Origin of the sequence: Mucilaginibacter sp. Mucisp86 (assembly GCF_047324315.1) — a bacterium.
Taxonomy (GTDB): domain Bacteria; phylum Bacteroidota; class Bacteroidia; order Sphingobacteriales; family Sphingobacteriaceae; genus Mucilaginibacter.
On record NZ_CP168503.1, the window covers coordinates 5,728,130 to 5,754,021 of the forward strand.

23 protein-coding genes and 1 other RNA gene are annotated in these 25,892 nt (G+C 41.6%); 10 read left to right on the forward strand and 14 right to left on the reverse strand.

Annotation, left to right across the window (positions count from 1 at the left end; genetic code table 11):
- Positions 1-45: 45 nt before the first annotated feature.
- The 10 genes from argC to ACEN9X_RS24035 all read right to left on the reverse strand — a co-directional run bounded on the left by argC (position 46) and on the right by ACEN9X_RS24035 (position 8,131).
- On the reverse strand, positions 46-975 hold the full coding sequence (gene argC / locus ACEN9X_RS23990) for an N-acetyl-gamma-glutamyl-phosphate reductase (protein WP_413671155.1): 930 nt from the start codon (positions 973-975) through the stop codon (positions 46-48).
- Positions 976-1,113: 138 nt separating this feature from the next.
- Positions 1,114-1,539 (reverse strand): cupin domain-containing protein, encoded by a 426-nt coding sequence (locus ACEN9X_RS23995; RefSeq protein WP_413667535.1) that lies wholly within the window; start codon positions 1,537-1,539, stop codon positions 1,114-1,116.
- Complete coding sequence (argG, locus tag ACEN9X_RS24000) at positions 1,529-2,752, reverse strand: argininosuccinate synthase (protein WP_413667536.1); 1,224 nt, start codon at positions 2,750-2,752, stop codon at positions 1,529-1,531. The genes ACEN9X_RS23995 and argG overlap by 11 nt, the downstream gene beginning before the upstream one ends.
- Before the next feature lie 94 nt (positions 2,753-2,846).
- Entirely contained in the window at positions 2,847-3,494 is a 648-nt protein-coding gene (locus ACEN9X_RS24005; RefSeq protein ID WP_413667537.1) for a GNAT family N-acetyltransferase, read from the reverse strand.
- 434 nt (positions 3,495-3,928) lie between these two features.
- Positions 3,929-4,885, reverse strand: a complete 957-nt coding sequence (locus ACEN9X_RS24010) for a YpdA family putative bacillithiol disulfide reductase (protein WP_413667538.1) — start codon at positions 4,883-4,885, stop codon at positions 3,929-3,931.
- Positions 4,886-5,836 (reverse strand): hypothetical protein, encoded by a 951-nt coding sequence (locus tag ACEN9X_RS24015; RefSeq protein WP_413667539.1) that lies wholly within the window; start codon positions 5,834-5,836, stop codon positions 4,886-4,888.
- A 52-nt stretch (positions 5,837-5,888) separates the two neighbouring features.
- An RNA gene (ffs, locus tag ACEN9X_RS24020) (signal recognition particle sRNA small type) lies at positions 5,889-5,987 on the reverse strand.
- A 79-nt stretch (positions 5,988-6,066) separates the two neighbouring features.
- Positions 6,067-6,696: a hypothetical protein gene (locus ACEN9X_RS24025; RefSeq protein ID WP_413667540.1), complete on the reverse strand. Its 630-nt coding sequence runs from the start codon at positions 6,694-6,696 to the stop codon at positions 6,067-6,069.
- Between the two features lie 172 nt (positions 6,697-6,868).
- Positions 6,869-7,498, reverse strand: a complete 630-nt coding sequence (locus tag ACEN9X_RS24030; protein WP_413667541.1) for a hypothetical protein — start codon at positions 7,496-7,498, stop codon at positions 6,869-6,871.
- A gap of 12 nt (positions 7,499-7,510) precedes the next feature.
- The gene (locus tag ACEN9X_RS24035; RefSeq protein ID WP_413667542.1) at positions 7,511-8,131 is read right to left on the reverse strand and encodes a 2'-5' RNA ligase family protein; all 621 of its coding nucleotides are present in this window, start codon (positions 8,129-8,131) and stop codon (positions 7,511-7,513) included.
- Between the two features lie 76 nt (positions 8,132-8,207).
- Between ACEN9X_RS24035 and dinB the strand changes: the two genes are divergently transcribed.
- The 8 genes from dinB to ACEN9X_RS24075 all read left to right on the forward strand — a co-directional run bounded on the left by dinB (position 8,208) and on the right by ACEN9X_RS24075 (position 18,830).
- Positions 8,208-9,392: a DNA polymerase IV gene (gene dinB / locus ACEN9X_RS24040; protein ID WP_413667543.1), complete on the forward strand. Its 1,185-nt coding sequence runs from the start codon at positions 8,208-8,210 to the stop codon at positions 9,390-9,392.
- Positions 9,393-9,882: 490 nt separating this feature from the next.
- Entirely contained in the window at positions 9,883-11,097 is a 1,215-nt protein-coding gene (locus ACEN9X_RS24045; protein ID WP_413667544.1) for an acyltransferase family protein, read from the forward strand.
- Positions 11,098-11,115: 18 nt separating this feature from the next.
- Positions 11,116-12,174 (forward strand): sensor histidine kinase, encoded by a 1,059-nt coding sequence (locus tag ACEN9X_RS24050; RefSeq protein WP_413667545.1) that lies wholly within the window; start codon positions 11,116-11,118, stop codon positions 12,172-12,174.
- The gene (locus tag ACEN9X_RS24055; RefSeq protein WP_413667546.1) at positions 12,161-12,859 is read left to right on the forward strand and encodes a LytR/AlgR family response regulator transcription factor; all 699 of its coding nucleotides are present in this window, start codon (positions 12,161-12,163) and stop codon (positions 12,857-12,859) included. The genes ACEN9X_RS24050 and ACEN9X_RS24055 overlap by 14 nt, the downstream gene beginning before the upstream one ends.
- 104 nt (positions 12,860-12,963) lie before the next feature.
- Positions 12,964-15,570 carry a hypothetical protein gene (locus ACEN9X_RS24060; RefSeq protein WP_413667547.1) on the forward strand — a complete coding sequence of 869 codons (2,607 nt, stop codon included), beginning with the start codon at positions 12,964-12,966 and terminating at the stop codon, positions 15,568-15,570.
- Between the two features lie 287 nt (positions 15,571-15,857).
- Entirely contained in the window at positions 15,858-16,508 is a 651-nt protein-coding gene (gene rpe / locus ACEN9X_RS24065) for a ribulose-phosphate 3-epimerase (RefSeq protein ID WP_413667548.1), read from the forward strand.
- A gap of 201 nt (positions 16,509-16,709) precedes the next feature.
- Positions 16,710-17,777, forward strand: a complete 1,068-nt coding sequence (gene serC, locus ACEN9X_RS24070) for a 3-phosphoserine/phosphohydroxythreonine transaminase (protein ID WP_413667549.1) — start codon at positions 16,710-16,712, stop codon at positions 17,775-17,777.
- Positions 17,778-17,876: 99 nt separating this feature from the next.
- Positions 17,877-18,830 carry a D-2-hydroxyacid dehydrogenase gene (locus ACEN9X_RS24075; protein WP_208864729.1) on the forward strand — a complete coding sequence of 318 codons (954 nt, stop codon included), beginning with the start codon at positions 17,877-17,879 and terminating at the stop codon, positions 18,828-18,830.
- Positions 18,831-19,034: 204 nt separating this feature from the next.
- On the opposite strand, the gene ACEN9X_RS24080 is transcribed toward ACEN9X_RS24075, so the two are convergent.
- The 4 genes from ACEN9X_RS24080 to ACEN9X_RS24095 all read right to left on the reverse strand — a co-directional run bounded on the left by ACEN9X_RS24080 (position 19,035) and on the right by ACEN9X_RS24095 (position 23,779).
- Positions 19,035-20,435, reverse strand: coding sequence for an MBL fold metallo-hydrolase (locus ACEN9X_RS24080; RefSeq protein WP_413667550.1), 1,401 nt, complete (start codon positions 20,433-20,435; stop codon positions 19,035-19,037).
- Positions 20,436-20,599: 164 nt separating this feature from the next.
- Positions 20,600-22,432 carry an ABC transporter ATP-binding protein gene (locus ACEN9X_RS24085; protein WP_413667551.1) on the reverse strand — a complete coding sequence of 611 codons (1,833 nt, stop codon included), beginning with the start codon at positions 22,430-22,432 and terminating at the stop codon, positions 20,600-20,602.
- 30 nt (positions 22,433-22,462) lie between these two features.
- Entirely contained in the window at positions 22,463-22,990 is a 528-nt protein-coding gene (locus ACEN9X_RS24090; RefSeq protein WP_413667552.1) for a hypothetical protein, read from the reverse strand.
- A gap of 12 nt (positions 22,991-23,002) precedes the next feature.
- On the reverse strand, positions 23,003-23,779 hold the full coding sequence (locus ACEN9X_RS24095; protein WP_091211666.1) for an S-adenosyl-l-methionine hydroxide adenosyltransferase family protein: 777 nt from the start codon (positions 23,777-23,779) through the stop codon (positions 23,003-23,005).
- 101 nt (positions 23,780-23,880) lie between these two features.
- On the opposite strand from ACEN9X_RS24095, the gene ACEN9X_RS24100 reads away from it, so the two are divergent.
- The gene (locus tag ACEN9X_RS24100) at positions 23,881-24,846 is read left to right on the forward strand and encodes a PhoH family protein (protein ID WP_413667553.1); all 966 of its coding nucleotides are present in this window, start codon (positions 23,881-23,883) and stop codon (positions 24,844-24,846) included.
- Positions 24,847-24,937: 91 nt separating this feature from the next.
- On the forward strand, positions 24,938-25,882 hold the full coding sequence (locus ACEN9X_RS24105) for a phosphoribosylaminoimidazolesuccinocarboxamide synthase (RefSeq protein WP_413667554.1): 945 nt from the start codon (positions 24,938-24,940) through the stop codon (positions 25,880-25,882).
- Positions 25,883-25,892: the final 10 nt, after the last annotated feature.

A 25,892-nucleotide genomic window follows, 5' to 3' on the forward strand; every position in this document is an offset into this window, starting at 1 on the left:
AACTTATTTAATAACAGAACTTTCGGGATTCGGCGAGCAGCTTAATTAAAAGCCGATCGCCTTAAGTCGTAAGCCTGCGCGCTCGTCCAGTCCGAACAATAAGTTCATGTTTTGTACTGCCTGGCCGGATGCGCCTTTAAGTAAGTTATCCATTATGCTGATAATGAATATTTTGTTATCGTGTTTTTTTACCTGGATAAAGCATTTGTTAGTATTAACAATCTGCTTTAAGTCGATATTACGGTTGGTTACATGCGTAAACGGATGACCATCGTAATAGCTTTGGTAAAGTGCTAAAGCTTCTTCTTCGCTTAAATCACTTTCGGTATAAATTGACGCAATAATGCCGCGGGTAAAATCGCCGCGGTAAGGTATAAAATTGATAGCCTTATCAAAGCCGGCTTGCAACTGCCTTAACGATTGGCCAATTTCATTCAAATGCTGGTGGCTAAAAGCTTTGTAAACCGAGAGGTTGTCATTACGCCAGGTAAAGTGCGAGGTAGGCGATAGGCTTTGACCTGCACCTGTAGAACCTGTTGTAGCAGTAATGTGTACTTCATTGTTTAGCAATCCTTTTGACGCCAATGGAAGCAGTCCTAATTGCAAACAGGTAGCAAAGCACCCCGGGTTAGCAATATTAGTAGCCGTTTTAATAGCTTCACGGTTTAATTCAGGTAAGCCATAAACAAAGTTTTTACCGTTTAAGGTTGAGTTTTGATTAAGCCTGAAATCCTGGCTCAAATCAATGATCTTAACCGAATCGGGAATAGCGTTTGCTTCCATGAATTTTTTGGCATCGCCATGGCCAACACAAAGGAAAAGTACGTCAACATCGGTAGAAAGTTCGGCGGCAAATTTCAGATCGGTATCGCCAAACAGGTCGGTATGTACTTCGTAAACATAGTTACCCGCGTTGCTGTTGCTATGAGCAAAAGCTATCTCCACGTTAGGGTGGTTGATCAGGATCCGCAACATTTCGCCGCCGGTGTATCCTGCTCCGCCAACTATACCTGCACGTATCGCCCCCCAGCCCCCTGAAGGGGGAGCAAGGGTAGCGTCATTATTATCTTTAAATTCAGTCATAATTTTAACAATTATTCCCCCTTTAGGGGGTTAGGGGGCTAAATTTATCCGATCATTGTTTGTAGATGGATATGAATATAAAATAAACTCGAGATCGCTCCGGTCGTTATTGCTGATGAAATGCTTTTGCCCCGGATGTATCTCGATACCCTGTTCGGGCTTCAATACCGTAACCTCGCCGTCTATCGAAAAGGTAGCACGCCCTTTCAAAATAAAAAATACCTGTGTAGCTTTCTTGTGATAGTGCAATTGTTCGGCAGTATCAGGTGGCATTAACTCCTGCTTAACGGACAAAGCTTCAGTATCAATGAAAGTCCATCCGTGGCAGTCGTCACCCCAGTTATAATGCTTTAGGCATTCACCTTTTGAAAAAGCGATACCCCCTCCGCCCCCTAAAGGGGGAACCTGAATGTTGGATTTATTTATCGGATCGGCCATTTTATCTTTATTGAGCATTTGCTCCCCCTTCGGGGGGCTGGGGGGCGGCGTTAACCTTGTGATAGATCATTACCTGGTTACCAAATATTTTGGAGAACCCTTTAACGTCTTCGCCGCTCCATGCATTGTTCATTTCGCCGTAGCTGCCAAACTTGTTCGACATCAAATCATAAGGTGATTCAATACCAATTACATGGAAACGATATGGGTGTAACTGAACAAATACTTTACCGGTAACATTTTTCTGTGTATCGGTTAAGAAAGCTTCGATATTGCGCATGATCGGGTCATGGAACTGACCTTCATGCAGCCAGTTGCCGTAGAAAGATGATAACTGATCTTTCCATGAAAGCTGCCATTTGGTTAATACGTGTTTCTCTAATGTATGGTGAGCTTTAATAATAACCATAGGGGCAGCAGCTTCAAAGCCTACACGACCTTTAATACCGATGATAGTATCACCAACGTGAATATCGCGACCGATGCCATAAGGCTGTGCGATAGCTTGCAATGCCTGGATAGCTTTGGTTGGATGATCATATTTTTCATCACCGATGGCTACTAATTCGCCTTTTTCAAAAGTAAGCACAAGATCTTTTACTTCAGATTCTGTAACCTGTGTAGGCCATGCTTCTTCCGGTAGGCCAAGGTTTGAAGTTAAAGTTTCTTTACCACCAACTGATGTACCCCAGATACCTTTGTTAATAGAGTATTTGGCTTTTTCGAAGTTCATATCAACACCGTGTTTTTTCAGGTATTCGATCTCCTCTTCGCGGCTCAGTTTCAGATCACGGATAGGGGTGATGATCTTTACTTCCGGAACAAGGATATTGAAGATCATATCAAAACGCACCTGGTCGTTACCAGCACCGGTACTACCGTGGGCAACAAACTCTGCACCAATTTCTTTAGCGTAGTTAGCAATAGCAGTAGCCTGGCTTACGCGCTCGGCACTTACAGATAGCGGATAGGTGTTATTTTTTAATACGTTGCCGTAAATTAAAAAGCGTACACAGGTATTGTAAAAGTTTTCGGTTTCATCAACCACATGGTGTGATGTAACTCCCATTTTATAGGCACGTTCTTCAACGCCTTTTAACTCTTCCTCGCTAAAACCGCCGGTATTTACAATAACCGAATGAACCTCATAACCAAGATCCTGTGTTAAATAAATACAGCAAAATGAGGTATCTAAACCTCCGCTATAAGCTAATACTACTTTTTTTTTCATGTTTTGGTGAGCTTAAAGCTAAAGGCACAAGGCTTAAAGCTTTACTTATCAATTATGTTGATCTGTTTTGTTAATTATAAGTATTAAGCCAGGCTTAATGTTCGGTATGGCCGATGCGTTTTTTTATTGCGTTTTCGATGCGCTCCAAGAGCGTAGCTTTGTGCGTAATGCGCTGCATCTTTTCCTCATACTCTTTTTGTTTTTCGGCCGGATCAAAAAGCATGGCTGTACACATACAGTTTTTGCGGTTTTTGCTGGTTAAAATGTCAAAGTTTACACAGCTTTTGCAGCCTGCCCAAAAGTTTTCGTCCTGGGTAAGTTCAGAGTAGGTAACCGGTTCATAGCCAAGCTCCGAGTTTATTTTCATTACCGCTAAGCCGGTTGTTAACCCGAATATTTTGGCATCAGGGTATTTGGTGCGCGATAGTTGGAAAATGCGATGTTTAATAGCCTTTGCTAATCCCGCCTTACGGAATTGCGGATTAACAATAAGGCCCGAGTTGGCAACAAAGTCGCCATGGCTCCAGGTTTCAATATAGCAAAAACCGGCCCAGGTGCCGTCTTTATGCAGGGCTATAACAGCCTTGCCTTCCAGCATTTTATTAGCAACATATTCGGGCGAGCGTGTAGCTATACCGGTTCCGCGTGCCTTAGCCGATTCGGCCATCTCATCGCAAATCATAGTGGCATAATCTACATGCTGTGCAGTAGCAACCTGAATATCAAAATCTTGTATTGTCATTTAAATAGATAATTACCGTGAAATTAATTGGCTTTTTAAAGCCTTAAATAATTAGATGGTTTTCTTAAAAAGACGTTTAAAAAACTCTTTTTGTGTGGGCAGGAGGAAAATTAATTCAAACCCGTGGCATGTAGGTCCTTCGTCGGAGAGGGCAGTTTAAAAAAACAGTTGAACCCAAGGCAGCGGCAGCCGGAGCAAATGTTGCTCTTGTTGCGGGCTTATTTAAGCTTGGTTGATTCATTTTTGTATTGAATTACTGTGTTTTTAATTTGGCTGCAAATTAGGCTATAAATTTTTATTTATACAAGAAAAAAATGTGATTATTTGTGGGTTGGTGAATAGTTGATTAGGTTGATTGGGTGAATGGTTTTATTTTTATCTTAACTTTCTGGTCTGCAGGTGTAACTACTCACTCAATCAACCTAATCAACCATTCACTTTTTCTCAACAATATCATTGATAATCATATCAGCGTGTACCCTCGAGTTTTCGATGAACCACAAGTGGGTATCGAGGCCGCCACAAACTACACCTGCAAGGTATAAACCGGGCATATTTGTTTCCATAGTTTCGGGGTTGTATTGTGGGATAAATTTATCTTCAGAAAGGATGATGCCAAGCTTTTTCAAAAACTCAAAATTGGGTTTGTAGCCCGTCATCGCCATTACAAAATCATTTGGGATGGTGATTAGCCCATCAGGAGTTTGGATATCCACTTCATTTTCACGAATAGCTTCGAGGTTTGAGTTGAAATAAGCTTTAATACTTCCTTCCTTAATGCGGTTAAGGATATCCGGCCGTACCCAATATTTAACCCTGTGGCTTACTTCGCTGCCGCGAATCACTAATGTTACCTCGGCACCTTTACGGTAGGTTTCCAGGGCCACATCAATAGCCGAATTGCTTGAACCAACTACCACCACTTTTTGCAGGGTATAATAATGCGGGTCCTGGTAATAGTGTTTTACTTTGGGCAGGTTTTCACCTGGGATGTTAAGGTTAACGGCTATATCATAAAAACCGGTTGAAAGGATCACTTTTTTAGCCTGGTAGGTTGCTTTTTTTGTGGTGATGGTATAAAATCCATCTTCATACTTCACTTCAGTAACTTCTTCAAAAAGGTGAATGGGCAGGCTATTTGACAGTGCTACACGGCGATAATACTCCAAAGCATCATTGCGGGTAGGTTTGTTATGTACCGTAACAAATGGAACGCCGCCAATTTCCAATTTTTCGGATGTGGAGAAAAACGTCATGGTAGCAGGATAGTTGTACAATGAATTTACAAGTGTGCCTTTTTCGACAATTACAAAACTTAAACCGGCTTTTTGAGCTGCAAGTCCGCAAGTTAAACCTATCGGGCCACCACCAATAATGAATATATCGAGCATTTAATTATGTTTCCAGTTGAATGAATAAAAATCTAATTTGTTATTTTCAATGGTTATAAAACCAGATGTTTGGTAGTTTCCAAAACTATAAATCGTTTGGTCACCATATGTGCGATTGATTGGATAATATGACCATATCGAAAATTCGCTTAGCTGATCAATATTGACAAATTTATTGTTCTGAATAGTTGTTATAAATGTTTTATTGTTATTTGACACTAAATAGAACATCTGTTTTTTATAAACAAAACTTGATACAGATTCAATGCCCACGCTATCTACTAATTGAGTTGTACCTTTTGTTGATTTACTTTCATTATCTCCAACATATATTATTTTTTTACCCTTTAACAGGTTTGGGTTATATGGCGCTAATAACAAAGGATCTTTTACGTCGAATACATTTCCAAATCCTGATAAATGGGCTAATGTGGCAGTAATGTTATACTTGTCATTTACCTTTTTTACATTGACTACACAGGCAGCTTGCGCAGTGTATACTTTCTTGGTCCGTTTATCTTTAAAATAAACAGAGCCTCCCCATTCACCGCTACAAGTTGAAGCTACAAGGAATTTATCATCTTCAAAAAGAGGAGGAACCGAAAAAGGTTTGTTTAACGGGATCCAATTGTTTTGACTATTTAAAAGATAATTTTTATTCTTGGACAGTCCGATAAGACTATCACCTCTAACATACAAGTTTAATAAATTTAATTGCCTGGAGTTGTCTTTATAGCTGGAATCGATGCTATTTGTAACTTTGGTAATGACAAATATGCTACCGTTAGATTTTAAGCAGTAAAACTTATCTCCTAAAGGAACGGCAAGTCTGATGGAGGTATCAATATTGAAATTATGATATTCTTTCTGAAAAGAGGCTTTTATATCCTGGCCTTCGGCATTGCGACAGATCAAAAATATAAAGGTGAGTAATAGGTAGATTTTGCTCATTTTATGGCTGAAAGGTTAAAGGCCCGTTAGTAGCAAAAATAAGAAAATAAAAAAAGGGTAAGCTACTTTTATCGCGCCGCTCAACTCTCTACCCTTGCTGTGTTCCCACCCTGGGGGAGTTCAAGAGGAGCTGGCCGTAAAAGACTTACCCCGGCGCAAATATAGAAAAAGTTGCGTCTATGAATTAAGAAAATGTTAAAAAAGGCTTAAATCATTGATTGATAATGCAATTAAATTAAAGAGTTTATATTACTCCTTTTTTTTGCATCGTTAAAAGTTCTACCGATTTCTTGACCTATGATTTCTTTAAACTCCGAAGCCTTAGAGTCAATGTATTTTTGGTTTATTTCAAGCGCTTTTTCAATGCTTGAAATGATTTTATCCCTCTTAGCTTTAATTTCTATAGCGATGGTTTCATCGATTTCTTTATCAGTGTAAATATTTATCACCAATGAGTTTTTGGAGTATTTTCCTAAAAAAGATATTTTCGATCCTTCAATACCGTAAGTTAATATATCTGTAGATGGATTAAGAGAAAATTGATAACTAATTTTGGTTGCCAAAACATTGCTGTACTCGATCGAAGTCCTTCCTGGATATATAATTTCAAGTACATCTTCAGGGCTCATTAAAACATTTTCAGAGTCTTTGGTCATATTATCCTTATTAAAACCCATCTCCGGCCAATCCCAAAGTTTTTTGAATGCACCATCTTTGAGGATTTGTATCTGCTGTTGCGTTAACGAACTATTAATATCCAATTGGTAAACATAATCTTCAATCTTATCGCATTTTTGCTTATACAGATTTTCGATATTTCTGTCGAATAAAAACCCTTTAATAATTCTATCTACTGTCATTTGAATAAACATTTGAATAAATTTATACGTAAATGTAAGAGTTTTTTACTAATTTTTTTATTTTGTTAGGAAATAAATGCTAATAAAAATTGCATTTTTTTAATGTAATTTGATTTGGATTTCTTAGTTTGAAATTGCCCAGCCATTCCTAATATTCCTGCTTAAGAAAATGTTAAAAAAGGCTTATCTGTTGATTTATAGAGGGATAATTTTTAAATTGCCTTGCTATAACCAGATTATCGTACTTCGTTAATACGTTTTCATCTCCCCGAAACTCAAATTCGCGGTAAGTTTTGGCATGCTGGTCGATATCGAGCAACAGATTTTTCAAAATAGTAAGCCGGTTAACAACAAATTTTACGGTCATTTCCCTCTTTTGAAAATAAGGCCAAAGCAGGTTAAATTGTTCGGGCGTTATAGCTCTTGCTACGGTGATATGGGGCATGGTGCTGCTATCGCCAACGATATCCTTTAATAACTTTAGCCAATATTGGTTTTGCCCGGTAAGTTTAAGCTTTGCAAAAATGGTTTTGTTATAATTGTTATCCTCATTGAAGCAATCAAACCCATCTATCTCAAAAACGGCCGGAGGTAACAAACTAAGCTTCCTGCTCAAAAACGAAAAACCCTGAACATCTACATCAAGTGGTTTGCGCGGATAATTGTTTATGGTGATATGCGCTCTGGCATGCATACTGGGGTAATTGCCGATAACGCGTTTTGCTTCGTTCTTTAATTTCCTGACCATGACATCAACATGATCGGGTATCGGGAGGATAAAATGATAAAATGCGTAGTCCATGATTATTAAATTTTAAATGAACAAATTGATTTGATCGGGATCGCCGGCCTTAAGTAATTCCAGCTCATCGCGGGTATAGCCCGGGCCGGTCATATTTTTAAATTCAAGAACTTTAAACTTATTCCATTTGGCGAAGGCGTCAAGCGTATCACGTTTTAAAATGGTAAGTTCTTTAACCCAAAATGGCTCCACCAACTTTTTATGCCTGAAATGTGGCCAAAGGGTATCAAAATCTTTTTCAGGGATATCGCGCACGACGGTTATGTGCGGGACGATATTCTTTTTAATCCGCAGCTTCTTTTTTAAAGTGTTAAACCATTTATCGGCCGCAGGTGTTGGGCGAATAGTTGCATAAATTGTCATCCTGTTATGCAAATGAGTGAAATGAGCAAAGCCGTCCATATGCAGTAATACGGGTGGCATAGTATTCAACGCCTGTTCCATCAATTCCAGATTTTTATCGGCCATAAAAGGCTTTTGCCTTTCCAGGTGCTGTACAGAGATATGAGCGGGCGAATCCATGCTTTTAAAGTTGCCAATGAGCTTTGCCGATGCTTTTTTGTAACGCGCAACCTCATGCTTCACCGTTTCGGGAGGAGATAACAACATCAGGTAATCTTCATATATACTCATTGGCTGTGTCATTTTTGTTATTTCAAATTTGCTAAAAAAATTAGCAAAATGCCAAATTAATTTTCATATTTGTTGTGTGGAAGCTAAACGCTATATCGTTCATATCGACCTCGATTCGTTTTTCGTTTCGGTGGAACGCAAGTTTCACCCGGAACTGATCGGTAAGCCGGTGATTATAGGTGGCTCGCCCGAAAGGGGAGTGGTGGCGTCATGCAGTTACGAGGCGAGGGCGTTTGGCGTACATTCGGCTATGCCTACAAAAAAAGCTTTGCAGCTTTGTCCGCATGCTATCCTTATCCGCGGTTCGCACGGGCGGTATGGGGAGGCCTCACGTGAGGTTACACAGATCATTCATGATACGGTGCCTTTGTACCAAAAAACGTCGGTTGATGAGTTTTATATTGATTATACCGGCATGGACCGCTTTTATGATTGCTATCACGAAGCAAGTAAGCTAAGGCAAAAGATCATTAAAGAAACAGGTTTGCCTATTTCATTTGGTATGGCATCCGGCAAAACGATAGCCAAAATGGCCACCAACCAGGCCAAGCCCAACGGACAAATGTTTGTAAAACATGGCGATGAACTGAAGTTTCTGGCGCCGCTCAACATAGGCAAGATACCCGGCTTGGGCGAAAGCACCCGTAGTAAACTATATCAGTACGGGATCGAGAAAATAGGTGACCTGCAGCGTACCAATATCCGTTTCCTGGAAACTGTTTTTGGTAAATACGGGCACTCGCTTTGGGAGAAAGCTAACGGTATAGATCATAGCGAAATTGTTCCTCACTCCGACAGGAAATCCATCAGCACAGAGCATACTTTCCATACCAACGTATCTGATCCGCGCACGCTCGAAACTACGCTGGTGTCCATGACCGAAGAGCTATCGTCTAAATTGAGGCGGGAGAATAAACTTTCATCATGCCTGGCTATTAAAATACGTTATGGTAATTTTGAAACGCATACCCAACAGCAAAAAATAGCGCTTACGGCAGCAGAACACATCCTGATCCCCGGGGTGAAGAACCTGCTTAAAATAGCCTGGGACCAGCACCGGCCAATCAGGTTGATAGGCGTGCGGCTGAGCGATCTTTGTACAGGCAGCTACCAGATCAACCTTTTTGAGGATAATGAAGAACGCATCAAACTTTACCAGGCCATGGATCAGATCAACTTTAAGTTTGGCGATAAAACCGTCTGTAGAGCGGCAGGAATGGAGATTGGGACGAGGAATTTTAATCCGTTTATGCGGGGCTGACCGTTGATGGTTTTGATTGCGTTGATTTCGCTGATGCTTGTTTAGTTAGAGAAAGCGTGGGATTGTGCGATTCCCCTGGGAGGGTGTAGGGAGGGGGGCATCGCCAGGCTTATTCGCTTTAATAGTGTAAAAAACTCTCTGCCAATGCATATCCGCTCTGTGTAGCTACGAGATTGCTTCGTCGTTCCTCCTCGCAATGACATGATTTTTTTGAGCTTGTTGCCGGTATTAAGCCTGTGGTCGGTGTTTTCACCGCACCACATTTTTGAGTTTGTGAAGTCTTTGTACTGTTACCTAATTAATGATGCAGTGAAAACACCGATCATAAGCTGAATCTCCCCCGCAGGGGAGAGTTTTTCTTTAAGCCCTCCCTTCCGGGGAGGGTTGGGTGGGGCTGATTCAACCAATGGTCAAAGGTTTTTTACCGTTGGTCAAAGTAATTTTATGGGACGAAGAGCAGTGGCTTCTTTTGATAAAAAAAGAAGAAATCATGGAAACCACACAACGTCAAACTTACCTCGATTGGTTGAGGATCTTATCCATATTGGGAGTGTTATTTTTTCATTCGGCGATGCCTTTTGTTGCCGAGGATGGCTGGCATATCAAAAACCACGAAACCAGTAACCTGATGATGGAATCAAATCATTTTTTGCACCTTTTTCGCATGCCGTTGCTCTTTTTTATTTCAGGTACCGTGAGTTACTACATGATGCAGCGGCGTTCTACACTCAGTTTCATAGGTTTGCGTTTCCGCCGGCTTTTTATTCCGCTTTTAGTGGGCATGTTCATCATTGTGCCGCCGCAGATCTACATGGAACGATTGGCCAATGGCTACAAAGGCTCATTCCTGGACTTTTATCCAAGTACATTTAGCTTCCAACCTTATCCCAAAGGCAATTTCAGCTGGCACCACCTTTGGTTTATTGCCTACCTGTTTCTTTATGACCTGATCTTTGCACCATTATTTGCCTGGATGATCTCGCCCAAAAGCAATGGCTTTAAACAAAAGCTTGGGGTATTGGCAGAGGGGAAATGGGTGTACCTATTGATGCTGCCCGGAATCCTTTGGTTTACTTTCACCAGTTGGGATCTGCCCGAAACCAACGACCTGATCCACGATGGCAGTTACTTTGTTTACTGGTTATTATTCCTGCTGGCAGGTTTTATCTGTATCCTTCAGCCTAAGCTGATGGATAGCCTGGAGCGCAATCGCCGGTTTGCCTTAACCATCGGTTTTTTAAGCCTGATGACATGGGAAGTAATGCGCTGGAACGGCATCGAACCATTGCATGCCCACTGGCCTTTTCAAAATATCGCGTTTTCGTATGCCTTTACCGCTTTACGACCAATCATTGCCTGGGGATGGGTATTGGCGCTGGTAGGTTATGGCAAGCATTATTTTAATCGCAGTCACAAAGTGCTTGGTTATTTGAACCAGGCGGTATACCCGTTTTACATATTGCACCAAACTGTTATTGTTTTAATAGTTTATTATATTGTGCAAACGCAAAATGAAAGCATCCTATCAAAGTATATTTATACTGTTGGCATTACTTTTTTTGTAACCGTGCTTATCTACCATTTACTGGTACGTCCGTACGCATTAACCCGGTTTTTATTCGGTATGAAACCCAAGGATAAAACCAAATCAATTATTGAGTTACCCACAGCAGAAATGAAGCCCGTTGAAGTGCTTTCTGCATGAAATTTATAACTTAACGGCATGAAGTTTTTCAGAAGATATATTTTCCCGGCAGTATATGGCCTATTGGTATATTTTACCATCAGGCTGTTACATGATACCGACCTTGGGCAGCATTTTTGGAAAAGGGATTTTTATGTCAATGGCATTGAAATGGCCTGTTCGGTATTGGTGGGCTATTTGGCGACCTATTTGTTTGAATGGCTTTTCCGGTACTATGACAAACATGGGATAGTACAGCTATCCTATCGGGGAGTAGCACGGGAGCTGGCCATTTTGGTGGGCGTAAACCTGGTATTGGTAAACGTAGTATTTGTTCCGATGGATATGGCCCTGCATGTAAGTCAGGGCATAGACGAGCTAATGCCCTGGGCGGATGTGGCCGATATTAATATGATACCCACGTTGTATGCTATTATTTACTACGGTGTTGCACGTAGCAGTACCTGGCTGAAGGCCTATGTAAATAACAAAATGCAACTGGAAAAATTAACCAATGATCAGCTGGAGACCGAGTTGAAATTTTTAAAGGCACAATACCATCCGCATTTCCTGTTCAATGCTTTGAATACCATCTACTTTCAGATGGATGACGATGTTCCGGGTGCCAAAAAAAGTACCGAGTTGTTATCGAGTTTATTGCGTTATCAGCTTTATGATCAGCATCAGCAGGTACCTGTAAAACAGGAGTTGGAATATCTTGAAAACTATATTCGGTTACAGCAGATCAGGGCAAGCAGCAAAATGCAGCTTAGCGTGCAATTTGACGGATGTTTAACAGATCAGTTGATTTACCCGCTGCTTTTGTTACCATTGGTTGAAAACGCCTTTAAATATATTGGTGGCGAATACAAAATTACCATTGAAGGAAATGTCATGGACAATACCTTTATTTTTAAAGTTTATAACGATGTGCCTCCCAATATGAAAACGCCTGATAATTACAGCGGGATCGGTTTGGAAAATTTGAGCCGCAGGCTGCAACTGCTTTATCCGGATAAGCATAAGTTAATTGCGAATCGTGAAGACAATCATTATACTGCTATACTTGAATTAAACTTGACACATGGCATTAATTAGTTGCATTATTACCGACGACGAACCATTTGCCCGTAAAGGCCTGGAAGGCTATGTTGCAAAAGCCGGTTTTTTTGACCTGAAAGCCCAATGCGAGGATGCTATGGAACTGGGCGCATTGTTGGCTCAACAACCTGTCGATCTGCTGTTTTTGGATATCCAGATGCCGTATTTAACCGGCGTTGAGTTTATCCGCTCATTGCCCAATCCTCCAAAAGTGATTTTCACTACCGCTTTTAAAGAATATGCAACAGACGGTTTTGACCTGGATGTACTTGATTACCTGCTTAAACCTATCCCGTTTGAGCGCTTTATGAAGGCTGCTTTTAAAGCTAAAGACTATTTTGATTTAAGAAATAATGCAGGTACGGTCGATTACATTTTTATTAAAAGCAATGGCAAGCTCGAGAAGATAGTTTTTGATGAGGTGCTATTTATCAAAGGCATGGAAAACTATGTTGAGATCTATACATCTAACCGTAAAATAATAACCCATAGTACTTTGCGGGCTTTCGCCGATAAGTTGCCTGCCCGTAAGTTCATGCAAACGCACAAGTCATATATTATCGCCAGCAATAAAATTACATCGATAGAAGGGAATATGCTAAATATTGGCACGTTTGAAGTCCCGATCAGCAGGCAGCTTAAAGATCAGGTAATGCATACGCTGATTAATCAGTCCAGGTAGTTTGGAATGATGAATGATGCGGTAATTTGGTATGGTCTTGTGTTTTTTAGCGTGATTTCCCTGTGTATAATTAAAACTATTTTGTAATATGCATTATTCTACTGATGCATTACCTACAAAACCTCATGGGCGGCAAAAAACTGTTCAACGCTTTATCCTTTTTTTTAACGGCAGGCATATGCTTAGCCGGCAATATTTCATTTGCTCAAACCCGTGCCGATAGTATCAAGCTGGCCATCGAGCCATCGTATAATAATGTAAGCGGCACCCATCAATTTTTTCTGGGCGATAATTACCGTAAGCTTTGGGCTGCACCGGTTACGCTGCCTGTATTTCATCTTACCACAGAAAAAGGCGGCCTTAAAATATTGCAAAGGGGCGGGGGCAAGCAAACCAAATCATTGCGTCTGCAGGATCCTACAGGGCAGCAATGGGTATTACGTACTATTCAGAAATATCCCGAAAAAGGCCTGCCTGTTGATTTAAGGCCTACGGTGGCTAAAGATATTCTGCAAGACCAGGTTTCGGCCGCGCATCCGTTTTCGGCACTTACTGTGCCGCCTTTGGCCGAAGCACTTGGCGTACCGCATTCAAACCCCAAAATTGTTTATGTTCCTGATGATCCTGCTTTTAGTGAGTATCAAAAAGACTTTGCCAACCAGGTGTTTTTATTTGAAGAACGCGAGCCGCTTGATGCCGAAAAAACCGACAATACCGAAAAGGTACAGCGCAAACTACAGGATGATAATGATAATCGGGTTGATCAGAAGACTGTACTCCGTGCCCGCCTGCTTGATATGCTTTTAGGCGATTGGGACAGGCATGAAGACCAATGGCGCTGGGAAAAGATCGACGGAAAACATGAAACTGTTTACGAACCCGTTCCACGCGACCGTGACCAGGTGTACTATAAAACTTCGGGAGTGTTGCCCTGGATAGTAGCACATCAATGGCTTAAATCAAAATTTCAGGGTTATAGTGACGAGATCAGGGATATTAATGGATGGAATTTTAATGCCCGCTATTTTGACCGTTATTTCCTGAACCAACTGAGTGAAGATGATTGGAAAGAGCAGATAGCCTATGTGCAAAGCAAGCTTACCGACGATCTGATCAAAAAAGCGGTGCACTTAATGCCCGATACCATCTACAAACTGTCGGGGCCGGAGATCATCAGCAAAATGATTGCACGGCGCAATATCCTGCAAAAGCAGGCGCTTGAGTATTATAAATTCATCTCAATATATGTAGATGTACCAGCAAGTGACAAAACGGACAAGTTCACTGTAGCCCACGAAAGCAATGGCGATATCACCCTTACCATAAATAAGATAAAGAAAGACGGCAGCGTAGATAAGGTAACCTACCAGCGTACTTTTAAACCCGATGTTACTAAAGAGATCAGGATGTATGGTTTTGATGGTGACGATTTTTTTGCGGTAATTGGATCAACGCCTTCGCCCATTATAATTAGGATGATAGGCGGCGATGGCAAGGACACTTTTGCTGTTGACAGCAGTTTGCATAATAAAGGCAAGACTTATATTTATGACCGATCGGATCAGAAAAATATATTGCCCTCTTCATCGCTGGCTAAAAACCGTACTTCGACAGATACAACTGTAAACAGCTATGATAAAACGGCCTTTAAGTTTGACAGGTTTGAGCCTATCATTCTGGCCAATTACAGTAATGATATCGGTATTTTGCTGATTGGTGGTTTCTCATACGAGCGGCACGGCTTTCGTAAGGAACCCTATGCTTTCCGCGAAGAGTTTTTGACGAATTATTCATTGGGGCGTAAATCATTTTTGTTTACTTATACGGCCGACTGGAAAAAAGCCATTGGCGAAAATGACTTGAAGATCAACCTGCTTTCGCGCGGGCCGAGTAACCTGAGCAACTTTTTTGGAATCGGTAATAATACCGTTTTTGAAAACGAGGGCGACAGGAAGATCTCCTACTATCGTAACCGCTATGACTATGTTACAGGTGATGTTTCCTTGCACCGCAGTTTCGGAAACCTGCACGTAAGCGCCGGCGTTGCAGGTCAGTTTTATAACAGCAAGGCCTCCAACAATACCGAAAGGTTTTTGAACGGTTATAATGCCGCGTTCCCTAACGAGGCGGTTTTTGGCACCAAAGTTTACGGAGGTTTAACAGCCAACGCAACGGTTGATACCCGGAATAAACTAATTATACCCACGCAGGGTATTTTATGGACGACTACTGTAAGTGGCTTTAGCGGAGGAGGTTCGGGAAGTCACAACACCTACGGACAGGTATTGTCTGAGTTTAGTTTCTATTTAAATCCCGACAGGGATTCGGTATTGGTAATTGCTAACCGCACGGGCTTAGGTACTACCGTGGGGAATGCCGCATATTTTCAGCAGATGAAACTTGGCGGCTCGCAAAATTTCAGAGGATTTCATACCAACAGGTTTACCGGTAAAACAATCGCTTATAATAACCTCGAGTTACGATTAAAAGTTATGGATTTCACATCGTACCTGCTGCCAGGTTCATTCGGTTTAATCGGCTTTAATGATGTAGGCAGGGTATGGGTACCCGGAGAGTCATCGGACAGGTGGCATGATGGTTATGGTGGTGGCTTATATATCATCCCAGCTCAACTGGTGCTGATAGAGGCTGTTATGGGTTTTTCAAAAGAAGGATCATTACCTTATATATCTATCGGGTTTAGGTTTTAAAATAACTGCCGCGGGTTTAGCGTAGCATAACCCGTGGTTGGCATGTTCAAAGCTTTCAGCTTGTGAGTCCAAAACGCGCGTTCAAGCGTCCACGCTTGAATTATTTCTTAGCATGAGCGTCCTCGCTCCCGGTTAAATGTTAAGCGTGGACGCTTAACATTGTATGGGTTCAAGCGGAGGACGCTTGAACCTGCAGCATTTGCTGGTGCCTGTCATTTTTTACATTCATATCATAAAATAATTCTCATTTCGCAGCCCCCGGGTTAGGGGGATTTATATATTTGCATATGAATCACCTCATAGCTCCATCTATCTTAGCAGCCGATTTTGCCAACCTGCAACGCGATATTGAAATGATCAATAACAGCGAAGCCGACTGGATACACGTTGATATTATGGATGGCATGTTTGTTCCAAATATCTCTTTTGGTTTCCCGGTTGTAAACGCTGCAAAAAAACACGCAACTAAACCGCTTGACGTACACCTGATGATTGTTGATCCGGATCGTTACCTTAAAGCTTTTAAGGATGCCGGCGCTGATAGCATCACTGTACACCAGGAAACTTGTCCGCATTTACATCGTACCATTCAGGCTATTAAGCAATTAGGTTGTAAGGCTGCAGTTGCCATTAACCCGGCTACCCCTGTATCTACGCTGGAGGATATTGTTGCCGATCTGGATATGGTTTTGATCATGTCGGTTAATCCTGGCTTTGGCGGACAGCATTTTATAGAAAATACTTATAAAAAGATCAAAGAGCTCAGGACACTAAGTGCCGAAAAAAATCCCGGCCTGTTAATTGAGATTGACGGAGGGGTAGATGCTAACAATGTAACAAAATTGATAGAAGCCGGGGCAAATGTGTTTGTTGCGGGTACTTCTGTATTCTCGTCGGCCAACCAGGTGGCCGCAATTTCAAAACTCAAACATCCCTAAAAGTATTATAATGATAATAATTAAACCAGCCCCGTGGGGTTAGTTTAATTATTTGCAATCAAAAGGCCTTTTGTTGATTAATTGTATATTTTTCCAAAAAATGTAAATAATGTCTATATATTTTGTCAAATTAATTAACTTCGGCCCAACAAAATACAAACTTCCTAATAGTGTATTTAGAACCTACAATTCGTTAATTATATGAAACATAATTTTGGTGCCGGACCCGGCATTCTACCACACGAAGTTTTAAAGCAAGCTTCAGAAGCAGTTATTGATTTTAATGGTACTGGACTCTCTTTGCTTGAAATTTCGCACCGATCAAAAGAGTTTGAAGCCGTTTTAGACGAAGCTGTAAGCCTGGTAAAAGAATTATTCAACGTTCCGGAAGGTTATTCGGTATTGTTTCTGCAAGGTGGCGCCAGCACCCAGTTTGCTTTGGCTCCTTACAACCTGTTACCTGAAGGTGGTAAAGCAGCTTATGTTGAAACCGGTGTTTGGGCCAACAAAGCTTTAAAAGAAGCTAAATATTTTGGCGAAGTACAAGTTGTAGCTACTTCAAAAGAGGCTAACTTTACTTACATCCCTAAGGATTTTGAAATCCCTGCCGATGCTGCTTATATCCATATTACATCTAACAATACCATTTACGGTACGCAGTTACAGGAGTTCTTTAAATCACCAATTCCGGTGGTTTGTGATATGTCGTCAGATATTTTCAGCCGCGTGGTTAACGTTGCCGATTTTGGTTTGATCTACGCCGGTGCTCAGAAAAACATGGGCCCTGCCGGCGTTACTTTAGTTATTGTTAAGGAGGATCTGTTGGGTAAAACCGGCCGTAAGATCCCTGCAATGTTTAACTACCAAACTCAAATTGAAGGTGGTTCAATGTACAATACCCCTCCTGTATTTGCTATCTACGTTTCAATGCTTACCCTTAAATGGTTAAAAGCAAAAGGCGGTGTGCCGGCAATTGAGCAGGAAAACATCACCAAAGCGCGTGTATTGTATGAAGAAATTGACCGCAACCCATTGTTTAAAGCAGTGGCTGCCGTTGAAGACCGTTCAAAAATGAACGTTTGCTTCGTAATGGAAAATCCTGAGTTGGAAAAACCATTCCTGAAACTTGCCGAAGAACGCGGTATAGTAGGTATCAAAGGCCACAGAAGTGTAGGTGGTTTCCGTGCTTCAATTTACAACGCATTGCCAATAAGCAGCATCTATGTGCTGATTGACGTAATGCAGGAATTTGCTGAAAAGAATAAATAATTTAAAAGTATCATTAGTTCACTGGTTCATTAGTTCATTAGTTTTTGATGAAGCAGACCAATGAACCATTGAACTAATGAACCATTGAACATAAAAGAGATGATCAAAATATTAGCTAACGACGGTATCGATCCGATAGGTAAAAAAATGCTGGAAGATGCCGGCTTTTTTGTTGATACTAACAATATCCCACAGGACGAGCTTCCTGAAAAATTGAAAAACTATGATGCTATTACTGTACGTAGTGCTACTAAAGTACGTAAAGCATTAATTGACGCTACTCCTAACCTGAAACTGATTGGTCGTGGTGGTGTTGGTGTTGATAATATTGATGTTGACTATGCCAAAGAAAAAGGCATTGGCGTATACAATACTCCTGCATCATCTTCATTGTCAGTTGCTGAGCTTGTATTTGCCAGCTTATTTGGCGCTGTGCGCTTTTTACCTGATAGCAACCGCAAAATGCCGGTTGATGGCGGTACTAAATTTAACGATCTAAAAAAAGCTTATGCTAAAGGCGTTGAGCTCCGCGGTAAAACTTTAGGTATCGTAGGCTTTGGCCGCATCGGCAGGGAAGTAGCTAAAATAGCTATCGGTGTTGGTATGGATGTTTTGGCTTATGACCTTTTTGATTTCAACCCTGAGTTGGATCTTGTTTTAGGTGGCGGTACTACTGTTAAAGTAGCTGTTAAAAAATCTACGCTCGATGAGATCATCACTACTGCTGATTTCATTACATTGCATACTCCGTTCATCGACAAAGCCCTTTTTGGTGCTGAAGAATTGGCTAAAACTAAAAAAGGTGTTGGCCTGGTAAATATTTCACGCGGCGGTTTAATCGACGAGCTTGCTTTGGTAGATGCCTTAAACAGCGGCCAGGTTTCATTTGCTGCTCTTGACGTATTTGACAATGAGCCAACTCCGCGCGCAGAGATCTTAACTCATCCAAAAATTTCCCTGACCCCACACATTGGTGCTGCCACTAATGAGGCTCAGGAAAGGATCGGCGTTGAGCTTGCGAGTTTGATCATTGAGCATTTTAAAAAAGCTTAACGCTAATTCACTCTAAATTAGAGCGAATTACACGAATAAAACCATAAAGCAAACGGCACGAATTGATAAAATTCGTGCCGTTTGCTTTATATGAAAAAACCATGTCATTGCGAGGCACGAAGCAATCGCATGCTATACAGGGCGGTCATGCTTCCGTGCGATTGCTTCGTGCCTCGCAATGACATGGTTTATATTGAATGATTTTTATATTATATAACTAACACCCTTCTCCGGCATCGTAACTCCATACCCTTCTTTTTCGAGGTCATTAGCTAATAGTTGCATACTTTCGCCCTCGCCGTGCACCAGGAATATATGTTTTAGTTTTCCTTTATCAATGGCTTTTACGGTATTCATGAGGTCGTCATGATCGCCGTGGGCACTTAGTACGTCGGTTTGTTTAATAGTAGCGTAAACGGCCAGTTCGCGGTCTTTAATGTGGACGATGGAATCTCCCCGCAATAAGCGATGTCCCAATGTGCCCTTGGCGCAGTAGCCGATGAATAGAATAGTTGCGTAGTAATTCTGAATATTGTAAAATAGATGGTCCTGGATGCGACCGCCTTCGAGCATCCCTGCAGATGAGATAATGATACAAGGCTCCCAATAATTAGAGATCTGCCTGCTATCCTTCAGTGTTTCTACATAAGTGAGGTTATCAAACTCAAATTCGTCTCCGCGTTTTTGATAAAACTCCTGGGCTTCCTGGTTAACATGATTATGATACTTCCTGAACACCTCTGTAGCTTGGGTAGCCATTGGGCTATCAACAAAAACTTTAACAGGCGGCAGTAGGCCGGTGCTAAAGATCTTGTTTAATGTATATACCAGTGATTGCGTTCGGCCAATACTAAATGCCGGGATAATCAAACGGCCTTGTTCTTTAATACAGGCTTTTTCAATAACCTCAATCAGGGTTTGCTCAACGGTTTTGTCTTTACTGTGGTAGCGCCCGCCATAGGTTGCTTCCGAAACCAGGAAATCAACAGGGGGCAATGGCTGCGGATCATTCAATACCGGGTAATTTTTTCTGCCGATATCGCCGGTAAAAGCAATTGATTTTTCTTCGCCTTTATCGTTTATTTTAAATACCGCAGCTGCTGCACCCAAAAGGTGGCCCACTGGTACAAAAGTTAGTTCAATATCGCCTGTAATGCGAAATGGTTTGTTAAAACCTATGGTAACAAAGCGTTCCATTGTATCCATAACATGCTTTTGCATGTATAAAGGCTGCGCATGAGTGTTAAACTTGCCTCTGCCGCGTTTGTGATGGCCGCCTCTACTTGCGGTTTTTCGCATAAAGATATTTACAGAATCAAGCAAAAGTAGCTCTGTTAAATCTGCGGTAGGAGGGGTACAAAGTATCTGTCCTTCGAAACCTAAACGGATCAGGGTAGGCAGGTTACCCGAATGATCGATATGAGCGTGAGTAAGCACCACCACATCAATATCTTCCGGGCGAAAAGGAAAGTTTTCGTTAGATATAATACTGCGGTCTTTTTCGTAATCAAGCCCGCAGTCAATTAAAATTTTATATTGTCCAACCTCAAGCAAATGCATGCTCCCGGTTACCTGACGGGCCGCCCCGTGTATAGTTAGTTTCATTTTTATATTTGATACACAACCAAATGCCGGTATCGATAATGATATTACGCTGTAAGTAATCTTTAAATTGTGAATATAACAGTTTACACCCGCTTTATTGCGAGTGTAAACGGATTAATGCGCTATAAGTTTTTTATAAACCGATAAGTTTTAAGAAGTGTTTGCTAAGCCTGGCTACTTTCAAACTGTAATTGGCTGAGGTAGCGGTAAAGGCCCTGTTCATTACCAATAAGCTCCATGTGGCTGCCGCTTTCAACAATGTTGCCTTTTTCAAGCACCACTATTTTATCGGCTTCGCGAATGGTTGAAAGGCGGTGAGCTATAATGATAGAAGTCCTGTTTTTCATCAATTCTTCCAGTGCTTCCTGTACAAGGCGTTCCGACTCAGAATCTAACGATGATGTAGCTTCGTCAAGTATCAATATCGAAGGGTTTTTAAGCAGCGCCCTCGCAATGGCAATACGCTGGCGTTGACCGCCTGATAGTTTTACGCCCCGTTCGCCAACAACGGTTTCATAACCTTCGGGGAAAGATGATATAAACTGATGGGCATTAGCGCGTTTAGCGGCCTGTATAATATCTTCTTTTGAGGCGTTTAATCGGCCGTAGGCAATATTCTCCATAATAGTACCGCCAAACAGCAATACATCCTGCGGAACGATGGCTACCTGGTTACGGATATCGGTAAGGGAATAATTGTCTGCTGATTTGCCATCAAATAAAATGCTGCCACTTTGCGGATGATAAAACTGCAATATCAGCGATGCCATGGTAGATTTACCGGAACCGCTTGGCCCCACAATAGCGACACGCTGGCCGGCATCGGCATTAAATGAGATGCCTTTTAATACGGTTATTTCCTGACGTGATGGGTAAGTAAATACTACGTTATCAAAAGCAAGATCACCTTTAATTGGTTGTTTGATGCCGTTTTCGCTTTCAATAATCGAAATGTCTTCGCCCTGTTCATGAAGGATCTCCAGTACCCGTTCGCTGGCGCCAACTGCTTTTTGCAAATTGGCGTACAAATCGGGGAAGCTACCCATAGCGGCGCCTACAAATATCGAGTACATGATAAAAGTAGTGAGATCGCCAACATATATTTCATGATTGGCTACCAGTACGGAACCATACCAGATAACGCCTACAAAGGTACCGAACAAGCAAAATACGATGAAGGAAGCAAAGGTACCCCTGAATTTTGCACCGCGAACAGCAATGTTCACCACTTTGCGTAATATTTTGTCGTACCGGTTGGCTTCGTAAGCTTCGTTAACAAAGGCTTTTACATTGGCAATTCCTTGCAATGTTTCTTCAACTATGGTATTTGACTCGGCTAATTTGTCCTGAGCCTCGCGGGATAGCTTACGGATATACCTTCCGAAGAACACAGCAAATGCTACCAGGAATGGCAATATAGCTAACAGGGCAAGGGTAAGTTTTATTGATACGATAGCCAGCAGGGTAGTGCTGCCCACCATGATCACCAACTGGCGGATCATTTCGGCAAAAGTGGTGGTCAATGTATCCTGGATCTGGGAAAGATCGGCAGAAATACGGCTGTTCAGTTCACCAACGCGACGGTTGGCAAAGAAGTTCATGGGTAACGTAATGAGCTTGAAATAGGTATCGCGCCTGATATCAGCCAATGATTTTTCGGCTACCTGCACAAACCAAACCACCCTGAAGAACGAAACAAAAGCCTGGGCGAATAATATGATAAAACCCATTATGGCTATGGCATTTAAGCCATGCGGCAGATATTTGTATTTGTAAATTCCTTGCGCTGCATCAATTAATGCGCCTAAGATTGCTGGAAATGCCAAACCTACAAGGCTCGACAGGAAAAGGAATACCAATCCTGCTATAAATTTCCAACGGTAAGGTTTAAGGTAAGTGAGGAGTTTTGCTACGTTACGCAGGCTGCTCCGGTTTATTTTTGCTTTAGGTAATTCTGCTTCGGCCTTGCTGCCACTGTTCAGTCGTCCTCTTGCCATGTATGGGTTTGAATGTTATAAGCCGCGAATTTACGCTTTAACCCGGTTTTTTCGGAACATAAGCAATAAAATTGACGCGCTCATGAGAACTATTGCCGCAACGAAAATATTTTGTTTGGTATTGTAGTGGTCTTCTGTACTCCTTACCTGCTGTTTAAGCCTGGCATTTTGCTGTTGTAAGTGTGTTATTACCTGCATATAACCAGCTGCGGTGGTTTCGGCTTCTTTGCTGTGGCTTTGGATTTGCTTTTGTTGAAAATCGCGGTACTCCAGCAGAATTTTAAGCTCTTTAAAAATAGCATCATCAGTTTTGGCAATATCCATCAAAATACCTGCCGAACGGCGGATATCATCTTTAGTTTGAAATCCGAAAATACCCGTGTGCTGCCCAAGGCTTGTTTCATACTGCCCGAATTTTTGCTTACGGGCGGTAAGCATATTGTTTATTTTTTGCCGTTGAAGCTGATACGCCACCGAGTCGGGATTAACGGTACCCTGGGCAAATGCCCCAAGGGATGTTACTAAGCAGATTAAAAGAAGCGGGACAGTTTTTCTCATCTATAAAATTCCTTATTGAAATTCAATGATCACTTTATCATTCAGGTTTAACCCCAGCAAGCCGCTTGCGTTGCCTTTGTTGATGGCTATTTCCAAATGGTCGCTGATGCCGAACAGGCAAAGCTTTTCGCCAACGGGTACTTCATTGTAATGCCAGCTTAAATGGTTGATGGTTTCGTTACGTTTAAAGTTGAGCACAAAACGCCTGCCTTGCTGTACACTGTTAAAAAACTCTTTGGTGATATTAGTTATCACGTTCTGGAACGAATCAATATAGATCACCACGCCTTTTATCAGGTTTTTTTCGATAACAGGCTGTAAATTCATTTTGTTTTCGATCTCGTTCACCGGTAGTCCTATTTCATCCAGCTTACCGCCCTTGGCCAAATGGCAGGCCGTTTTAACAAAAATATCTGCCAACGGGAAATGCAGAAATTTTAGGTCCTGCATAATATTGATCTCAACAAGTTCTTCCGGAGCCTCATCAAACATCAATGAAAAAATGCCATTATCTGCTCCTACAAAATAATGCTTTTTGTAACGGACAGCAAGGTATTTGGTATGGTCATTATAAACAGTATCAATACCAATAAGGTGTACGGTATCGTCGGGGAAATAATGAAAGCTGTTTTTAAGTATAAAGGCAGCCTGCTGTACATTAAAGGCGGCAACATTGTGGGTTATATCAACAATATTTACTGTAGGCAACAATTTGTAGATACTGCCTTTTAACGCAGCCTGGTAAATATCTTTATCGCCTAAATCAGTAGTTAATGTTATAATTGCCATTAATTTTATAAATATTTATTGCTAATCTTGTAGTAGCATTTGAAGCTACAAATATTCAATTTTTAATTCATAAAAATCTGTAACTAAAAAATCAATTAGTATTGAACGAACTTAAGCTATCAATTGAAAACGTAAACCCTGCAGTACTGTGGGGCCCCAATAATGATCATTTTGAGATCATTAAGAAACAATACCCCAAGCTTAAAATAGTTGCGCGCGGCAGTGAAGTGAAGGTTTTGGGCGATGATAATGAACTGAATATTTTCCAGGAAAAATTTACCCACCTGATAAATCATGTTGAGAAATTCGAAAACCTCAACATAACCGACCTCGAGCGGATTCTTGGTTCAAGAAATAACAACAACACAACTACGGCCGAACCTGCTGCATCTGATAAATTTGCAAGCGGCGAAGTGATTGTATTTGGGCCTAACGGTATAATGGTTAGGGCGCGCACCACCAATCAGCGCCGTATGGTTGATAGTATCAACAAAAGCGATATTCTGTTTGCCATTGGGCCTGCCGGTACCGGTAAAACTTATACTGCGGTAGCTTTAGCTGTAAGGGCGTTAAAAAACAAAGAGATTAAACGCATCATATTAACCCGTCCGGCTGTTGAAGCAGGGGAGAACCTTGGTTTTTTACCGGGCGACCTTAAAGAAAAGATCGATCCGTACCTGAGGCCTTTATATGATGCGCTTGATGATATGATCCCGGCCGAAAAGCTGAAGGTTTACCTGGAGAACCGCACCATTGAGATTGCACCGCTGGCATTTATGCGTGGCCGTACCCTTGATAACTGCTTTGTTATTTTGGACGAAGCCCAGAACGCCACCGACATGCAGCTTAAGATGTTCCTGACCCGTATGGGACCATCAGCTAAATTTATTGTAACCGGCGACGTAACACAGATAGATTTACCTAAGAAACAACAATCAGGCTTACATACTGCTTTAAGGATCCTGACAGATATTAAAGGCATTGAAATAGTTTACCTGAGCGGTGAAGACGTAGTAAGGCACAAACTGGTTAAACGCATATTAGAAGCCTACGGGGATATACAGTAATTTAATTTTAGTTCATAGTTCATAGTTGATGGTTCATGGTAATAATGCAAATCGGCTATGAACTATGAGCTATCAACCATGAACTAAAAGAATGAACTCAATAAAAGAAACACATTTCAACTTTCCGGGACAAACGTCATTTTACAAAGGGAAGGTACGCGATGTTTATACGATAGAAAATAAATTCCTGGCCATGGTTGTTACCGACCGTATATCGGCCTTTGATGTTGTATTGCCTGAAGCTATTCCTTTTAAAGGACAGGTGCTTAACCAGATAGCGGCCCGCTTTTTGGAGGCAACGGCAGATATTGTTCCTAACTGGGTTATTTCAGTTCCGGACCCGAGTGTTACGATTGGCCGTATTTGTGAACCGTTTAAGGTAGAGATGGTGATCCGCGGTTACCTGGCCGGTCATGCTGCCCGCGAATACACTGCAGGCAGACGCCACGTATGCGGTGTAGCTTTGCCCGAAGGTTTAAAAGAGAATGACATACTACCGGAGCCTATCATTACGCCAACCACTAAAGCATCGGTAGGGCATGACGAAGATATTTCACGCGAAGAGATCCTGGCAAGAGGTATCGTATCTGAAGAGGATTATGTAAAACTTGAAGCTTATACCCAGGCACTATTTAAACGTGGTACCGAAATTGCTGCTAAACAAGGTTTGATACTGGTTGATACCAAATATGAATTTGGTAAGGTTGAGGGGCAGATCTACCTGATTGATGAAATTCATACGCCCGACTCATCAAGGTATTTTTATAAAGAAGGCTACGAAGAGCGTCAGCAAAAAGGGGAGGCCCAAAAACAGCTTTCAAAAGAGTTTGTGCGCAAATGGCTTATCGAAAACGGTTTCCAGGGTAAAGACGGGCAGGTAGTACCTGTTATGACCGAAGAAATTGTTAACTCAATTTCCGAGCGTTATATCGAGCTTTACGAAAAAATTACCGGCGAACCATTTGTGAAACCTGCCGAAGGCAGTGTGTTAACCCGCGTTGAAACAGCAATTAATAACGCCTTGAGTGTTATGTAATTTTAAAATA

What these genes read in the sequence shown, in the direction of transcription:
- serC (WP_413667549.1), top strand. Translation starts at nt 16,710, where the DNA reads ATGAAACATAATTTTGGTGCCGGACCCGGCATTCTACCACACGAAGTT.
- argC (WP_413671155.1), bottom strand. Translation starts at nt 975, where the DNA reads ATGTTGCGGATCCTGATCAACCACCCTAACGTGGAGATAGCTTTTGCT.
- ACEN9X_RS24105 (WP_413667554.1), top strand. Translation starts at nt 24,938, where the DNA reads ATGAACTCAATAAAAGAAACACATTTCAACTTTCCGGGACAAACGTCA.
- ACEN9X_RS24050 (WP_413667545.1), top strand. Translation starts at nt 11,116, where the DNA reads ATGAAGTTTTTCAGAAGATATATTTTCCCGGCAGTATATGGCCTATTG.
- ACEN9X_RS24005 (WP_413667537.1), bottom strand. Translation starts at nt 3,494, where the DNA reads ATGACAATACAAGATTTTGATATTCAGGTTGCTACTGCACAGCATGTA.
- ACEN9X_RS24060 (WP_413667547.1), top strand. Translation starts at nt 12,964, where the DNA reads ATGCATTACCTACAAAACCTCATGGGCGGCAAAAAACTGTTCAACGCT.
- ACEN9X_RS24055 (WP_413667546.1), top strand. Translation starts at nt 12,161, where the DNA reads ATGGCATTAATTAGTTGCATTATTACCGACGACGAACCATTTGCCCGT.
- ACEN9X_RS24035 (WP_413667542.1), bottom strand. Translation starts at nt 8,131, where the DNA reads ATGAGTATATATGAAGATTACCTGATGTTGTTATCTCCTCCCGAAACG.
- ACEN9X_RS24025 (WP_413667540.1), bottom strand. Translation starts at nt 6,696, where the DNA reads ATGACAGTAGATAGAATTATTAAAGGGTTTTTATTCGACAGAAATATC.
- ACEN9X_RS23995 (WP_413667535.1), bottom strand. Translation starts at nt 1,539, where the DNA reads ATGCTCAATAAAGATAAAATGGCCGATCCGATAAATAAATCCAACATT.
- argG (WP_413667536.1), bottom strand. Translation starts at nt 2,752, where the DNA reads ATGAAAAAAAAAGTAGTATTAGCTTATAGCGGAGGTTTAGATACCTCA.
- ACEN9X_RS24095 (WP_091211666.1), bottom strand. Translation starts at nt 23,779, where the DNA reads ATGGCAATTATAACATTAACTACTGATTTAGGCGATAAAGATATTTAC.
- rpe (WP_413667548.1), top strand. Translation starts at nt 15,858, where the DNA reads ATGAATCACCTCATAGCTCCATCTATCTTAGCAGCCGATTTTGCCAAC.
- ACEN9X_RS24085 (WP_413667551.1), bottom strand. Translation starts at nt 22,432, where the DNA reads ATGGCAAGAGGACGACTGAACAGTGGCAGCAAGGCCGAAGCAGAATTA.
- ACEN9X_RS24090 (WP_413667552.1), bottom strand. Translation starts at nt 22,990, where the DNA reads ATGAGAAAAACTGTCCCGCTTCTTTTAATCTGCTTAGTAACATCCCTT.
- ACEN9X_RS24075 (WP_208864729.1), top strand. Translation starts at nt 17,877, where the DNA reads ATGATCAAAATATTAGCTAACGACGGTATCGATCCGATAGGTAAAAAA.
- ACEN9X_RS24080 (WP_413667550.1), bottom strand. Translation starts at nt 20,435, where the DNA reads ATGAAACTAACTATACACGGGGCGGCCCGTCAGGTAACCGGGAGCATG.
- ACEN9X_RS24030 (WP_413667541.1), bottom strand. Translation starts at nt 7,498, where the DNA reads ATGGACTACGCATTTTATCATTTTATCCTCCCGATACCCGATCATGTT.
- ACEN9X_RS24010 (WP_413667538.1), bottom strand. Translation starts at nt 4,885, where the DNA reads ATGCTCGATATATTCATTATTGGTGGTGGCCCGATAGGTTTAACTTGC.
- ACEN9X_RS24045 (WP_413667544.1), top strand. Translation starts at nt 9,883, where the DNA reads ATGGAAACCACACAACGTCAAACTTACCTCGATTGGTTGAGGATCTTA.
- ACEN9X_RS24015 (WP_413667539.1), bottom strand. Translation starts at nt 5,836, where the DNA reads ATGAGCAAAATCTACCTATTACTCACCTTTATATTTTTGATCTGTCGC.